Here is a 15,731-nt window from a genome sequence, read left to right on the forward strand (position 1 = left end):
TCCCCCATTGCTTCATATTACAGATTTTAAATTAAGGGGAAATAATTATTTCCCCCTGACTATCTTCTTGATATCATTCAGCTTATTCAATGCTTCAATCGGAGTGAGATTATTCACATCCAAATTCAGAATCTCATCACGAATCTGGCAGAGAATCGGATCATCCAGTTGGAAGAAACTTAACTGCATCCCTCCACGGTTCTCGCTCACTTCCGTCAACGGTTTACCGGAAATTCCTTGTTGGCGATTGTCAGATTCGAGCTGCTTCAGTATCTCATTGGCACGTTTCACAATACTTTTCGGCATACCGGCCATCTTTGCCACGTGAATACCGAAAGAGTGCTCACTACCACCCCGCTCCAGCTTACGAAGGAAGATTACCTTATTATCAACTTCTTTCACCGATACATTATAATTCTTGATACGTTTGAAGGATTTCTCCATCTCATTCAACTCATGATAATGCGTAGCAAATAAGGTACGTGCTTTAGCTTTCGGATGCTCATGGATATGCTCTACGATTGCCCAAGCAATGGAAATACCGTCATAAGTAGACGTACCACGACCCAACTCATCAAACAACACCAGACTTCGGGAAGAAACATTGTTTAGAATATCTGCCGCTTCATTCATCTCTACCATGAATGTTGATTCTCCGACCGATATATTATCACTCGCTCCTACACGAGTGAATATCTTGTCTACCAAACCGATGTGCGCACTCTCCGCAGGAACAAAGGAACCGATTTGAGCCAATAGCGTAATTAATGCCGTCTGACGTAAAAGCGCAGACTTACCAGCCATGTTCGGACCTGTAATAATAATAATCTGCTGCGTAGTATTGTCCAGCATCACATCATTGGCAATATACTTCTCACCGATAGGAAGCTGTTTCTCAATCACCGGGTGACGTCCCTGGCGGATATCCAATACATCATTATCTTCAATAATCGGACGGATATAACGATTCTCACGAGCCACATTGGCGAATGACAACAGACAATCCAGGCGGGCAATCTGATTCGCATTAATCTGTATCTGGGGAATAAACTCCGTCAATGCCTGTACCAAATCCGTATATAGCTGCGTTTCCAGCACCAGAATCTTATCTTCCGCCCCTAAAATCTTCTCTTCATATTCTTTCAATTCCTGCGTGATATAACGCTCTGCGTTGACCAACGTCTGTTTACGAATCCATTCGGGCGGAACTTTATCCTTATGTACATTACGGACTTCAATATAATAACCGAACACATTATTGTAAGCCACTTTCAAACTCGGAATACCCGTCCGTTCGCTTTCGCGCTGCTGTATCTGAAGCAGATAATCCTTTCCCGAATACGAAATCCGGCGTAGTTCGTCCAAATCCGCATTCACCCCGTCTTGAATCACTCCCCCCTTATTAACAGCCAACGGCGGGTCATTCTTAATCTCTTTGGCAATCCGGTCGCGAATAGTGACACAAAGGTTCAACTGCTCCCCTATCCAGTTCAGACTTGCGTTATCGGCCTGGATACATGCCAACTTTATCGGCTCGATAGCCTGCAAAGCCACCTTCAACTGAACCACCTCACGAGGTGATACACGCCCTACAGCAACTTTGGAAATGATACGCTCCAAATCGCCTATCAGATGCAGCTGCTCTTCAATCAGTTCCTTAAAGTCCGGTTGACGGAAGAAATACTCTACCACATTCAACCGTTCGTCAATCGGCTTCTTATCCTTCAAAGGAAAGACCATCCAGCGCTTCAGCAAACGTGCTCCCATCGGGCTGATTGTCCGGTCGATGACATTCAGCAAACTGCTTCCGCCATCATTCATATTGCCAATCAACTCAAGGCTGCGCACCGTAAACTTATCCAGACGAACGTATTTGTCTTCCTCAATACGGGCCAAAGAAGTGATATGTCCAATCTGTGTATGCTGCGTCATCGTGAGGTATTGCAGGATAGCGCCGGAAGCAATGATACCATTCTTCAAGTGTTCCACGCCGAAACCTTTCAGGTTCTTCGTCTCAAAATGCTTCAGCAACTTCTCACGGGCAGTAGTCTCCGTAAATACCCAGTCATCAAGCTCGAAGGTAAAGAACTTGCTGCCGAAATTCCCCTCAAACATCAAACGTTTGCCACGTTCAAAAAGAATTTCCTTCGGGGCGAAGTTGTTCAACAGTTTATCAATATAATCAAAAGGTCCTTCTGCAGTTAGAAATTCACCGGTAGAAATATCAAGAAAGGCAACCCCACAGGAAGCTTTACCGAAATGAACGGCAGCCAGGAAGTTATTTTCTTTATAATTCAAGACATTATCATTGATAGAAACACCGGGAGTCACCAGTTCGGTAATGCCACGTTTCACCAATTTTTTCGTCATTTTCGGATCTTCCAACTGGTCACAGATAGCGACACGCTTTCCGGCGCGAACCAATTTCGGAAGATAAGTGTCGAGAGCGTGATGTGGGAATCCCGCCATCTCAACAGTCTTTCCTTTTCCGTTAGCACGTTTCGTCAATGTGATTCCTAATATTTCCGATGCAACGATGGCATCCGTAGAATATGTTTCATAAAAGTCACCGCAACGAAACAGCATCACTGCATCCGGATGTTTTGCCTTCAAATCCAGAAACTGTTTCATCATCGGGGTGAGGACGATTTCTTCTTCGTTCACGGTTCTCTCCTTTTCTTTTTTATTTAGGGTAAACAATTGCAATATCTTTGCAAAGATAACGGTTTTTCGGCAGAGAATCAATGGCATTCTCCAATTCAATTTTCACAATTAGTGTTGCATACCATCAAAAAAAGAGGGTTTATTTCTTAACAAGTAGGAGAAAAATATTAAAACGTGTTATAAAACATACTATTTTTCTTGGATAATTTGCTAATTTCCCAATAGTCCGTATCTTTGCAATGTGTTTTTCATAGTATTAGATTTAAGGTTAACAAAGGTTGGAGCAAGGCGTTGCTCCTTTTTTTATGTCCGTACGTTTCACTTCCCCATAAATTGCAGTCAAATCCTCTTTATTTTACCGAGCCTTTCTTTCTGCCTGATAGACTCCAAATATAATGCAACCTGCTCCCAATAATGTAATCCACGTGATTTGTTCGTGAAGAATGATTACGGATGCCACCATTGTCACCAACGGATTGAGATAGATATAATTGGAAGCTCTAACAGTTCCCAACTGTTTTAAGACCACATTCCAGAGGACATAACATATCAAGGAAGCCAGAACAGCCAGAAACAAAAGATTGGATAATACAATCGGTTTTAAAAGTATGTCAAGATCCGGTTGCAACGGATGAAGAAGAAAGGCGGGAAGTATGGTCAATACTCCATAAAAGAATATCTTGCGAGTGATAAATACAGTGGGGTAACGCCCCGTCATTTTCTTTATCACCAAACTATAAAATGCCCACGACAGGGCGGCAAGTAAAGTAAGCAAATCCCCTACCGGAGATAATTTAAGTACAAAACTACCGTTGAAGACCACCAGTCCCACTCCGATTAAAGCTAATATGGAACCATAAACCAAACCTTTGGTGGCTTTTTCACTCTTATAAAAGAGAAGGGAAAGAATGGTGGTAAGCAAAGGAGCTGTGCAAATGATGAAAGCGACATTAGATGCTTGCGTGATTCCCAAAGCTGTATTCTCGGTAAAGAAATAGAGTGAGCCACCGAAAAGACCTCCTGCCATCAACCAAAGTTCGTCTTTCCAATTACCCGCAAACAGACGTTTGGGAGAAATCACCCAAATGCCCAAATAAGCAATGAGAAAACGATAAAAGAATATCTCTTGAGGGGTCAGTCCGTGATTAATCAGTACTTTGGTTGATATAAAGGTCAGTCCCCAGATAGCAACTACAAGTATCGCAATCAGATGGTAATATCCATGCTTTAATTCCATAGTGATGGTGATGTTTTTTAATAGAGTGCAAAGATAGCGAGAAGTTATGGAATGTTTGTTTGGAGAAGTAACAAAAAGCCCGTACCTTTGTTTATGTTCAAAGAAAGCTCCTAAAATAAGGAATAAGTTATGGAAAAATATACAGCACCGGACAGGAAACGTATCCCCTATGGCATGATGAACTTTGCAGTAATCCGCCGCGATGACTGTTATTATGTAGACAAAACCCGGTTTATACCCATGATAGAAGAGGCGGACAAGTTTTTCTTCTTTATTCGCCCGCGCCGTTTCGGCAAAAGTCTCACAGTAAGTATGTTGCAGCACTATTATGATATACTTGCCAAGGATAAATTCGAAGCGCTGTTTGGCGACCTTTACATCGGAAAGCATCCTACGCGCGACCGGAACAGCTATCTGGTACTATACCTCAACTTCTCCGGAATAGTAGGCGAACTGCACAACTATCGCAAGGGACTGGACGCGCATTGCCAAACAATGTTCGACTACTTCTGCGATATTTATGCCGACTATCTCCCCAAAGGCATCAAGGAAGAACTCGACAAAAAAGAAGGAGCTGTCGAACAATTTGAATACCTGTTCACAGAATGTAATAAGACCAACCAACGTATTTACCTCTTTATTGACGAATACGATCATTTCACCAACGCCATTCTCTCTGATATAGAAAGCCTGCACCGTTATACGGACGAAACGCATGGCGAAGATTATCTGCGTGCCTTCTTCAATAAAATTAAAGCCGGAACCTATTCCAGCATTGAACGCTGTTTCATTACCGGCGTAAGTCCCGTGACAATGGACGACCTCACAAGCGGTTTCAACATCGGAACCAACTACTCGCTCACACCGGAATTTAACGAGATGATAGGTTTCACGGAAGAAGAAGTCCGCCAAATGCTTACCTATTATTCCACCACCAGTCCATTCAATCACAGTGTAGACGAACTGATAGAAATAATGAAACCCTGGTATGACAACTACTGCTTTGCAGAAGAATGTTACGGTGAAACCACTATGTACAACTCCAACATGGTACTCTACTTCGTCAAGAATTATATTCAACGAGGCAAAGCCCCCCGGGATATGGTAGAAGACAATATCCGTATCGACTACGAAAAATTACGTATGCTCATCCGGAAGGACAAAGAGTTTGCACACGATGCCTCCATCATACAAACATTGGTGAGCGAAGGCTACGTCACCGGAGAACTGAAAAAAGGTTTTCCTGCCATCAATATTACCAATCCTGACAACTTTGTGAGCCTGCTTTACTATTTCGGTATGCTCACCATTAGCGGCACGTATGAAGGAAGAACCAAACTCACCATCCCCAATCAGGTAGTCCGCGAACAAATCTACACCTATCTGCTAAGTACCTACAACGAAGCCGAACTTAATTTCAGCAGTTACGAGAAAAACGAACTTGCCAGTGCCCTTGCCTACGATGGTTCTTGGAAAGCTTACTTCGGCTATATTGCCGACTGTCTGAAACGCTACACTTCCCAGCGCGACAAGCAGAAAGGCGAATTTTTTGTCCATGGCTTCACACTTGCCATGACAGCACAAAACCGTTTCTACCGCCCCATCTCTGAACAGGACACACAGGCAGGTTATGTCGATATTTTCCTTTGTCCGCTACTGGATATCTATTCCGACATGAAGCACAGTTACATTGTGGAACTGAAATATGCCAAGTATAAAGACCCCGAAAGCCGCATAGAAGAACTGCGACTGGAAGCTATTGCTCAAGCCAATCGCTATGCTGACACCGATACGGTGAAGAGAGCAGTCGGCACAACACAGCTTCATAAAATCGTAGTTGTATACAAAGGAATGGATATGCCGATATGCGAAGAGGTTTAATACAAAAAAGGAACTCGCATTACAAGCGCATCATGCAAAAAACAGATAGGCTAACAATATGAAAAAATCAATAAAACGTTTGCCCAAACGCACGCAAGAAGAGTTGGCGGTGCTGCAAGAACTGATATTGTCGAATCTTTCGAACGTGCGTATGATTATCCTGTATGGAAGTTATGCGCGGGGAAAATATGTCATCTGGGATGTAACATACGACGGGTGCGGAGGAGGTACTTACTACCAAAGTGATTTGGATATTCTGGTGATATGTGATACGGGAGATGCTACTAAAGCAGAAAGACATGCGCGCGAGGTTATCGTCCCCAAATATGATACACGAATGGAAGGGAAACGGCATCCGGCACCTCCTAGTATTATTGTAGAAACCCCGACGACCATTAATCGAGCTATAAGAAGGAAGCATTATTTCTTCTATGAGATTATAAAAGACGGCATTCTGTTGTATGACGATGGCATGTTTCAGATTGGTAAACCGGAGAAGTTGCCGTATCGGGAGATTAAGAAATATGCAGAGGAAGAATATGAAGAATGTTTCGACATGGGAGAATGTTTCTTGGATTCGGGACACACTGCTTACAAAAATGGTAATTTTAAATACGGTTCATTTGAATTACATCAAGCCTGCGAACGCTTCTACAAAACATTTACGCTTGTATATGGCGGCATTCGCCCTAAATCTCATGAATTGAAAGTGCTGGGAGCAATGGCCAGAAGCTGTTCACGAGAATTCGCAAATGTGTTCCCTACCAATACTCCCGAAGAAAATAAAGCGTTTGATAAATTATGCAGGGCATATATCGAAGCGCGATACAACCGGCTATTCACCGTTAGCAAAGAGCAATACGAGTATATGCTGGCACGAACAGAGGTGCTGCGCGAAGTGACTATTCGGGAATGTGCCGCACGCATAGCATATTACGATGAGATGATAGAAAAAGAAGAGAAAGAAAAGATATAAACCGTATATCGTAAATATAGTACGATAACCTTTACAGTTCCCCATTCTTGTACAATTTGTTTTCCAGATATCTCCCTTTTTAAATAGTAAATACATGACATACATTTTGCCAAAACAAGAGAAAAAAATGTATGTCAAAACCTTTATAAATGAAGAATTGAGGGTGTGTCGAAACTCTCATAAACTTAAAATCACCCTCGCCACAGACAGTTGTAGCGAGGGTGATTTCGATAAAAGGGGAGTTTTTACACATTCCCAATCACGTTAAAAGAGAGTTTCGACACATCTCCTTACTATCAAATTCCTACATGAAAAACTATCGCAACTATATACTTTATTTGGTTACCTTGTAAGTTCCACTTCCATAGTCCTTTGATTTCATCTCTCCGGGAAGGGTTACGGTAGCGGTAACACCCTTAGGAATGGTGAATTCCCAAATCCAAGTGTCACCCTCGTATTTCCATGCGCTCTTAATGAGTCCGGCGGCGGAACGGTATTCGGCAGTCACGTGTCCCAATCGCTTGTCTGGAATGGGTTTCATAATGATATGCTTGAAGCCGGGGGTGGCGGGATCGGCTGCGATGCCGGCAACAGTTTCCCAAATCCATTCACATACGCATCCATAGGCATAATGATTGAAGCTGTTCATACCTCGTGGTCCCATTCCCTTATCTATCATATAGCTGTTCCACCTTTCCCAAATGGTGGTAGCTCCATTGTCCACAGAATACAGCCAGCTTGGGTTCTTACGTTGGAAGAGTAGTTCATAGGCAATATCTTCCATGCCATTCTCCGTGAGGGTAGCCATGAGGATGGATGTGCCCAGGAATCCGGTCTGCAAGCAAAGGTCGTGTTGTGCGAAGTTTTCGCGCAGGCGGTCTATCATCTTCGCTTTGGCTTCGCCTTCCACAAGCTGGTTTTTCAGGGCGAACAAAGCAGGAGTTTGCATGGTGTTGAGGATGGCGGTTTTGAAAGTGCCGTCTTCGTTGAGGAAGTTCTCTTTGATGTATGCTTTTGCCAAGTCGCCCATTTGCTGGTATTTGGTGGAATTGCGACCGGTAGCGGTAGCCATGTCGCGCATCATGAAAGCATCTATCACCCAATAGGAAGCGCTTAGATAGTTCCAGTAGCTAATGGCATCAGGAAGCGGACCTTGGGGAGAGAAAGCCAGTCCGCTACAGCTTTCCAGCGGTTCGTAGCTCAACCAGTCAGCCCATTGGTAGTTGCCATTCTCGCTGCAGAGCGTCTCGTGGTTATACTTGGTGTCGTTGATGTGGTTCATAAACAGGTCCATGGCATTCCAGTTCTCCTCAATGATTTGCGTATCTCCGAATTGTTTCCACACCGTCCAAGGCACAATGATTCCGGCATCAGCCCATCCCAAACGCATTTTCTCATCACCATATTGTGCCAAGGGAGCCACTCCGGGGAATCCGCCCAAACTGTTCTGGGTGTCGCGCATGTCACGCATCCACTTGTGAAAGAACTTCATGGTGTTAGCAAAGAACGTACCGGTTTCCGCAAACACTTGTGTATCTGCTGTCCAGCCCAGACGCTCGTCGCGCTGCGGACAGTCGGTGGGTATGGACAGGTAGTTGGATAGCTGTCCCCAATAAGTGTTGGAGATGAGCTTGTTCACAAGGTCGTTGCCTGTGTTGATAGTGCCGGTTTCCAGTTCCTTTGTGATGGAAGTGACGGGAATGGATTTCAACGACTTGATGGCTACATTCCCGGTGGCAGTTATGGAAACGTAGCGATAGCCGAAGAAGGTGCAGTGAGGATAGTAGGCCACATAATTATCTCCGGCAGCAAAGGTGTAGTTCAGGCGGATGCCGGTGTGGGGAATACGCAGGTTTTCGCGGTGGCAGCTTCCTTCCGGACCGTCCATGCCACGAATCCTGGCACCGTTGCCGTCATTGAGCAACTCTGCGGGAAAGCAAGTCAGCACTGTTCCCTCGGCGGCTTTGAATACGAAAGAGGGTATGCCGGCACAGTTTTGCCCGAAATCCACCACTAATGTCTCTCCCGGACTTATGGTCATCTCCGTGCCCGATGCGAACTCACGGGCGATAATCACTTTACCGAACTCGTTTTCTTTCGCTCTTTCTATCTTCTTCCAAATGTATGCTCTGACAGGAGCGAGGGCGAGATCGGTGCGCAGATAGACCTCCGCTCCGTCCGAAGGCAGAATGTCACCAGAAAATTCGGTATTCTCTTCGGGTGTGGAGAGTTTGTCCACACATTCGTAGCCCATCGGTTCGCGTGCATCATACTCTTCTCCGTCAAAGATGCCGGCATGTTTCACCGGACCGGCAATTCCGGCTTTCCAGTTTTCGAGGTCGGTACCGTAGCACTTCTTAGTTCCGTCAGAAAAAGTCAGTTCCAATACACCGCGGAAGGCACACTTTTTGCCTATCATGCCGTCATATCCTCCGGGGGTTATGATTTTGTCAGCCCACCATCCCGGTGTCACCTGTACGGAGAGCATGTTGTCGGCGTTTGGCTTGGTACGGATGACGTCTGTGATATCATAGGTGAAAGAACGTTTGGTCTTGGCATAGTGTGTGAAGCCCGGTTTCAGGAATTCTCCGCCTACGGGTTTCCCATTCACATACAACTCGTAAACTCCCAGTCCGGCGGTCATCCACTTGGCAGAGATGACTTTCTGTTCATTTTTCACGGTGGACACGAACCAACTGGCACCATCGGCTGCGCGACCGTTGTTATGTCCTTTCACTACAGGAGCGTCTACTGCTGAAATCCATTTGGATTCGTTCCAGGCCGACGCTTCCAATGCGTGAGTACGTTTTCCGACTTCAGTTGCGTTTATCAGTCCGCTATTCGAGAAAAGCGCGAAAATCATTACCGGAACAAGATTCGCAAAACAATGGAAATTCATTTTCATACTTATATGTATTTTTTAGTATTAAAAGATTAACTTAGAAGTGCTGTTTTATGGGACTTGCACAACAAAATTACAGAATTATATGATATGACAGACGATTTCTACATTTTTTTTGACTCAACAATGGTTTCTGTTCAATCTGAAGCTTTTTACGTTGGAGAATCGATTATCAGGCAAAACAACGACATATTGTAAAATAATATAATCAACGCATTCACTAGTTCTATTGTATCAATTATTTATCAAATAAGAAAAGAAGATGACGGTTATTCATTGCAGTCATTCTTTCTTCTTTACACGAAAACCTCGAAATCGAATAAACTCTATTCAAGTTTTTAATAAATAACGAAGGGGTTTATTATAAACGGTATCCAAGTTTATTATAAACTCTTTTTTGACGCTTTTAATACCTGAAATAGAATTATTGCAACAAAAATGGGCAAGAACCTTCACAGTTTCTTGCCCATTCGTTATCCTATGTTATGCATTTCGCACATCCACCTATTGAACTTATGTCACAATATTTATATCTTTCATCATTCGTTTTCTATTTTTAATTTCCCCAAATATACGAAATAAAAACAAGAAAGTCAATAGGGAAAGCGTGGTTATCTGAAAATAAACACGTAAATTTGTGCCTCGAATTAGAAATAACAGTATAAATCACTATAAATAAAAACTTTATCACTATGGAGTACAATTTCAGAGAAATTGAAAAGAAGTGGCAGAAAAGGTGGGTGGAAGAGAAAACCTACCAAGTTACGGAAGATGATTCGAAGCAAAAATTTTATGTACTAAACATGTTCCCTTATCCATCAGGAGCCGGCCTACACGTAGGACACCCGCTGGGATATATTGCTTCCGATATTTATGCCCGTTACAAACGACTGCAAGGCTTCAATGTACTCAATCCGATGGGATATGACGCATACGGTCTGCCTGCAGAACAGTATGCCATCCAAACCGGACAGCATCCTGCAATCACTACCGTCAAAAATATCGACCGTTACCGCGAGCAGTTGGATAAGATAGGGTTCTCTTTCGACTGGAACCGTGAAATCCGTACTTGCGACCCGGAATATTATCACTGGACACAATGGGCCTTCCAAAAAATGTTCAATAGCTACTATTGCAACGATGAACAGGAAGCCCGTCCTATCGAAGAATTGGAAAAAGCTTTTGCAATCTACGGAAACGAAGGATTAAACGCCGCTTGCAGTGAAGAAATCAGCTTTACTGCCGAAGAATGGAATGCCAAAAGTGAAAAAGAACAGCAGGAAATCCTGATGAACTATCGTATCGCTTATCTGGGTGAAACCATGGTAAACTGGTGTGCTGAATTAGGAACTGTATTGGCGAACGACGAAGTAGTGGACGGAGTGAGCGAACGTGGTGGTTACCCCGTTATACAAAAGAAAATGCGTCAATGGTGTCTGCGTGTATCTGCTTACGCACAACGCCTGCTCGACGGATTAGATACAATCGACTGGACAGATTCTCTGAAAGAAACTCAAAGAAACTGGATTGGACGCTCGGAAGGTGCTGAAGTGCAATTCAAAGTAAAAGACAGTGATCTCGAATTCACCATTTTCACCACTCGCGCAGATACCATGTTCGGTGTCACCTTCATGGTATTGGCTCCGGAAAGCGAACTGGTAGCACAATTAACGACTCCTGAACAAAAAGCAGAAGTAGATGCTTACCTCGACCGTACCAAAAAACGTACGGAACGCGAACGTATCGCCGACCGCAGTGTTACCGGTGTATTCAGCGGCTCATATGCCATCAACCCGTTCACAGGTGAAGCAGTGCCCGTCTGGATCAGCGATTACGTATTGGCCGGATACGGAACAGGTGCTATTATGGCTGTACCTGCTCATGATAGCCGCGACTATGCATTCGCCAAACATTTCGGGCTGGAAATCCGTCCGTTGGTAGAAGGTTGTGATGTAAGCGAAGAAAGTTTCGATGCCAAAGAAGGGATCGTTTGCAACTCTCCGCGTCCTGATGTCACTCCTTATTGCGATCTTTCGCTGAACGGACTGACGATCAAAGAAGCAATAGAAACAACCAAGAAATATGTAAAAGAACATAATCTGGGCCGTGTGAAAGTGAACTACCGTCTGCGCGACGCTATCTTCTCCCGCCAGCGTTACTGGGGCGAACCGTTCCCTGTTTACTACAAAGACGGAATGCCTTACATGATCGACGAAAGCTGTCTGCCACTGGAACTTCCGGAAGTAGCTAAATTCCTGCCTACCGAAACAGGTGAACCTCCATTGGGACACGCTACCAAATGGGCTTGGGACACAGTAAACAAATGTGTAGTAGAAAATGAGAAGATTGACAATGTAACCGTCTTCCCGCTGGAACTGAACACCATGCCGGGATTCGCCGGTTCTTCGGCATATTATCTCCGTTACATGGACCCACGTAATCATAAAGCATTGGTTGATCCGAAAATCGATCAGTACTGGAAGAATGTAGACCTTTATGTAGGTGGTACCGAACATGCTACCGGACACTTGATCTACTCTCGTTTCTGGAATAAATTCCTGCACGATGTAGGTGTATCTATCATGGAAGAACCATTCCAGAAGTTAGTAAACCAGGGAATGATTCAAGGTCGCAGTAACTTTGTATATCGTATCAAAGACACCAATACTTTCGTTTCGCTGAACCTGAAAGATCAGTACGAAGTTACTCCTATTCACGTAGACGTAAATATCGTATCTAATGATATTTTGGATTTGGAAGCATTCAAGGCATGGCGTCCTGAATATAAAACGGCCGAGTTTATCCTCGAAGACGGAAAATACGTTTGCGGATGGGCAGTTGAAAAGATGAGTAAATCCATGTTCAACGTAGTCAATCCGGATATGATTGTTGAAAAATACGGTGCAGATACACTTCGTATGTACGAAATGTTCCTTGGACCGGTAGAACAATCCAAACCGTGGGATACCAACGGAATTGACGGTGTACACCGTTTTATCCGCAAATTCTGGTCGCTGTTCTACAGCCGTACAGACGAATATCTGGTAACGGACGAACCTGCAACAAAAGAAGAATTGAAGAGCCTTCATAAATTGATTAAGAAGGTGACAGGTGATATTGAACAGTTCTCTTACAATACATCTATCAGCGCATTCATGATTTGTGTAAACGAACTCTTCAACCTGAAATGCAGCAAGAAAGAGATTCTGGAACAGCTCATTATCACTCTTGCACCTTTCGCTCCGCATGTTAGCGAAGAGCTGTGGGATGTACTGGGACACGAAACTTCCGTATGTGACGCCCAATGGCCTGCATACAACGAAGAATATCTGAAAGAAGATACCATCAACTATACCATCTCTTTCAACGGAAAGGCACGTTTCAATATGGAATTTGCAGCAGATGAAACTTCGGACGCTATCCAGGCGGCAGTATTAGCCGACGAACGTTCACAGAAGTGGATTGATGGCAAGACTCCGAAGAAAGTCATTGTCGTTCCGAAAAAGATTGTAAACGTTGTTGTTTAAAAACAAATTAGGCACGGATTACACGGTTCTGATTGACTCTAAATTCTAAACCGTGTTATCCGCGTAATCCGTGCCTAACATAATTATAAATCCTATGCATAAACTAACAAAAGCGGAAGTAATGAGAGAAGTGAAAGATTATATCTACATCACTCTCGGATTGATAAGCTATTCTTTGGGATGGGCTGCATTCCTGTTACCTTATCAGATAACTACCGGAGGAACTACCGGTATCGGGGCTATTATATATTATGCAACAGGATTTCCAATCCAATGGTCATACTTCATCATAAATGCAGTGCTGATGACATTTGCCATCCGGATATTGGGCCCGCGATTCAGCATAAAGACTACCTATGCTATTTTTGTGTTGACCTTTTTGCTTTGGCTTTTTCAGTTAATAGTAAATAACTACGTTGTAGCTCCGGATATGACGCCTGACGGCAAACCGTTGCTGCTCGGTGCAGGACAAGACTTCATGGCTTGTATTATCGGTGCGGCCATGTGTGGTGTAGGTTTGGGCATCACTTTCAACTACAACGGAAGTACGGGTGGAACAGATATTATCGCTGCTGTTGTTAATAAATACAGAGATGTATCACTCGGACGAATGATTATGATCTGTGATGTATTCATTATCGGTTCCTGTTATTTTATATTCCATGATTGGCGCCGGGTTATCTTCGGCTTCGTCACCCTGTTCATTATCGGTGTCGTACTCGACTGGATTATCAACAGTGCCCGTCAATCGGTTCAATTTTTCATCTTCTCCAAGAAATATGACGAAATAGCCGACCATATTATTAGAGATACCAACCGCGGAGTAACCATACTCGACGGTACGGGATGGTACAGTAAAAACAACGTGAAGGTGCTGGTAGTGCTTGCCAAAAAGCGTCAGTCACTCGAAATCTTCCGTTTGGTAAAACGTATTGATCCGAACGCATTCATTTCGCAAAGCTCCGTAATCGGTGTGTATGGTGAAGGATTTGATAAACTCAAAGTAAAATAACCGGTTGATAAGTATTGAACAACTCTGTTAAAACAAAAAATAAAATGATGAAACGCAAACTTGTATTTGCTACCAATAATGCTCATAAACTGGAAGAAGTTGCTGCTATACTGGGAGACAAAGTAGAATTGCTAAGTCTCAATGATATCGGTTGCCAGACCGACATTCCCGAAACAGCTGAAACACTGGAAGGAAATGCGCTATTAAAATCCTCCTTTATTTATAAGAATTACGGCTTGGATTGCTTTGCCGATGATACGGGACTGGAAGTAGAAGCCTTGAACGGAGCTCCGGGAGTCTATTCCGCCCGTTATGCAGGAGGTGAAGGACATGACGCTCAAGCCAATATGCTTAAACTTCTTCATGAACTGGAAGGAAAGGAAAACCGTAAAGCGCAATTCCGCACTGCTATTTCACTCATCTTAGATGGAAAAGAATATCTTTTTGAAGGAGTGATAAAAGGCGAAATAATCAAAGAAAAACGTGGTGATTCCGGTTTTGGCTACGACCCTATATTCAAGCCTGAAGGTTACGACCATACTTTTGCCGAATTGGGAAATGATATAAAGAACAAAATCAGCCATCGCGCACTGGCTGTACAGAAACTTTGTGAGTTTCTGCAACGCTGATTACGCATACTCACTTAAAATATAAAACACAATGAAGAAAATTACATTATTTACTCTACTGACGTTACTATTATGTACTTCGTGTGTAACGAAAAAGAAGTTTATGCTCGCAGAGATGGCAGCCACCACAAGCAAAGATAGTTTACAAAGACTGTTGACTGACTGCCGTGACACAGGTGACCAAATGTCAGCACAAATCAAAAACCTCCTGCGTGATACTACGAAAATGGGAAATAGTATCCGCCAATATCAAAGTATGTTGAATGTCAACATGACCGAACAGGAAAAGCTGAATGCACTGTTGAACCAGAAAAAAAACGAGCTTAACGAAAGAGAACGCACCATCAATGAATTGCAGGACATGATTAAAGCGCAGAACGATAAGGTACAAAACCTTTTGAGTAATGTAAAAGATGCATTACTTGGCTTCAGTACTGACGAGCTGACCGTTCGTGAGAAAGACGGAAAAGTATATGTAGCCATGTCTGACAAACTACTATTCCAATCAGGAAGTGCCCGCCTGGACAAACGTGGAGAGGAAGCTCTCGGTAAACTGGCCGAAGTGTTGAACAAGCAGACGGACATCGATGTATTTATCGAGGGACATACGGATAATAAGCCTATCAACACCGTACAATTCAAAGATAACTGGGATTTAAGTGTGATCCGTGCCACCTCCGTAGTCCGTATCCTGATCAAGAATTACAATGTGAATCCTCTGCAGATTCAGCCGAGCGGCCGTGGTGAATATATGCCTGTTGCCGATAATGAAACAGCAGAAGGCAGAAGCAAAAACCGCCGTACGGAGATTATCATGGCTCCGAAACTGGATAAGTTGTTCCAGATGTTGCAAAGTTCGGAAGAATCCAAGTAAAAAACATCTATAATATGATAAAAGGCTGC

The 15,731-nt window shown here is 43.6% G+C and carries 9 protein-coding genes; 6 read left to right on the forward strand and 3 right to left on the reverse strand.

The window, feature by feature from the left end:
• Nucleotides 1-45 precede the first annotated feature (45 nt).
• Nucleotides 46-2,634 (reverse strand): DNA mismatch repair protein MutS, encoded by a 2,589-nt coding sequence (mutS, locus tag AB3G73_RS17070; protein ID WP_195648810.1) that lies wholly within the window; start codon nucleotides 2,632-2,634, stop codon nucleotides 46-48.
• Nucleotides 2,635-3,019: 385 nt separating this feature from the next.
• Nucleotides 3,020-3,901 carry a DMT family transporter gene (locus tag AB3G73_RS17075; RefSeq protein ID WP_148367681.1) on the reverse strand — a complete coding sequence of 294 codons (882 nt, stop codon included), beginning with the start codon at nucleotides 3,899-3,901 and terminating at the stop codon, nucleotides 3,020-3,022.
• A 129-nt stretch (nucleotides 3,902-4,030) separates the two neighbouring features.
• On the opposite strand from AB3G73_RS17075, the gene AB3G73_RS17080 reads away from it, so the two are divergent.
• Both AB3G73_RS17080 and AB3G73_RS17085 read left to right on the forward strand, forming a co-directional pair.
• Nucleotides 4,031-5,782 (forward strand): AAA family ATPase, encoded by a 1,752-nt coding sequence (locus AB3G73_RS17080; protein WP_320996140.1) that lies wholly within the window; start codon nucleotides 4,031-4,033, stop codon nucleotides 5,780-5,782.
• A gap of 58 nt (nucleotides 5,783-5,840) precedes the next feature.
• Complete coding sequence (locus AB3G73_RS17085; protein ID WP_367745259.1) at nucleotides 5,841-6,758, forward strand: HEPN domain-containing protein; 918 nt, start codon at nucleotides 5,841-5,843, stop codon at nucleotides 6,756-6,758.
• 334 nt (nucleotides 6,759-7,092) lie between these two features.
• Here AB3G73_RS17085 and AB3G73_RS17090 read toward each other — a convergent pair whose 3' ends face one another.
• A complete protein-coding gene (locus tag AB3G73_RS17090) occupies nucleotides 7,093-9,663 on the reverse strand; it encodes a family 78 glycoside hydrolase catalytic domain (RefSeq protein WP_367745260.1) in 2,571 nt (856 codons plus the stop codon).
• 689 nt (nucleotides 9,664-10,352) lie between these two features.
• Here AB3G73_RS17090 and leuS point away from each other — a divergent pair.
• The 4 genes from leuS to AB3G73_RS17110 all read left to right on the forward strand — a co-directional run bounded on the left by leuS (nucleotide 10,353) and on the right by AB3G73_RS17110 (nucleotide 15,702).
• On the forward strand, nucleotides 10,353-13,187 hold the full coding sequence (leuS, locus tag AB3G73_RS17095; RefSeq protein ID WP_367745261.1) for a leucine--tRNA ligase: 2,835 nt from the start codon (nucleotides 10,353-10,355) through the stop codon (nucleotides 13,185-13,187).
• 94 nt (nucleotides 13,188-13,281) lie between these two features.
• A complete protein-coding gene (locus tag AB3G73_RS17100) occupies nucleotides 13,282-14,199 on the forward strand; it encodes a YitT family protein (RefSeq protein ID WP_148367686.1) in 918 nt (305 codons plus the stop codon).
• 47 nt (nucleotides 14,200-14,246) lie between these two features.
• Nucleotides 14,247-14,828, forward strand: a complete 582-nt coding sequence (locus AB3G73_RS17105; protein ID WP_195648809.1) for a non-canonical purine NTP diphosphatase — start codon at nucleotides 14,247-14,249, stop codon at nucleotides 14,826-14,828.
• A gap of 31 nt (nucleotides 14,829-14,859) precedes the next feature.
• On the forward strand, nucleotides 14,860-15,702 hold the full coding sequence (locus AB3G73_RS17110; RefSeq protein ID WP_320980840.1) for an OmpA family protein: 843 nt from the start codon (nucleotides 14,860-14,862) through the stop codon (nucleotides 15,700-15,702).
• The last annotated feature ends 29 nt before the right edge of the window (nucleotides 15,703-15,731 follow it).

The organism is Bacteroides sp. L008 (assembly GCF_040812255.1).
GTDB lineage: Bacteria > Bacteroidota > Bacteroidia > Bacteroidales > Bacteroidaceae > Bacteroides > Bacteroides vicugnae.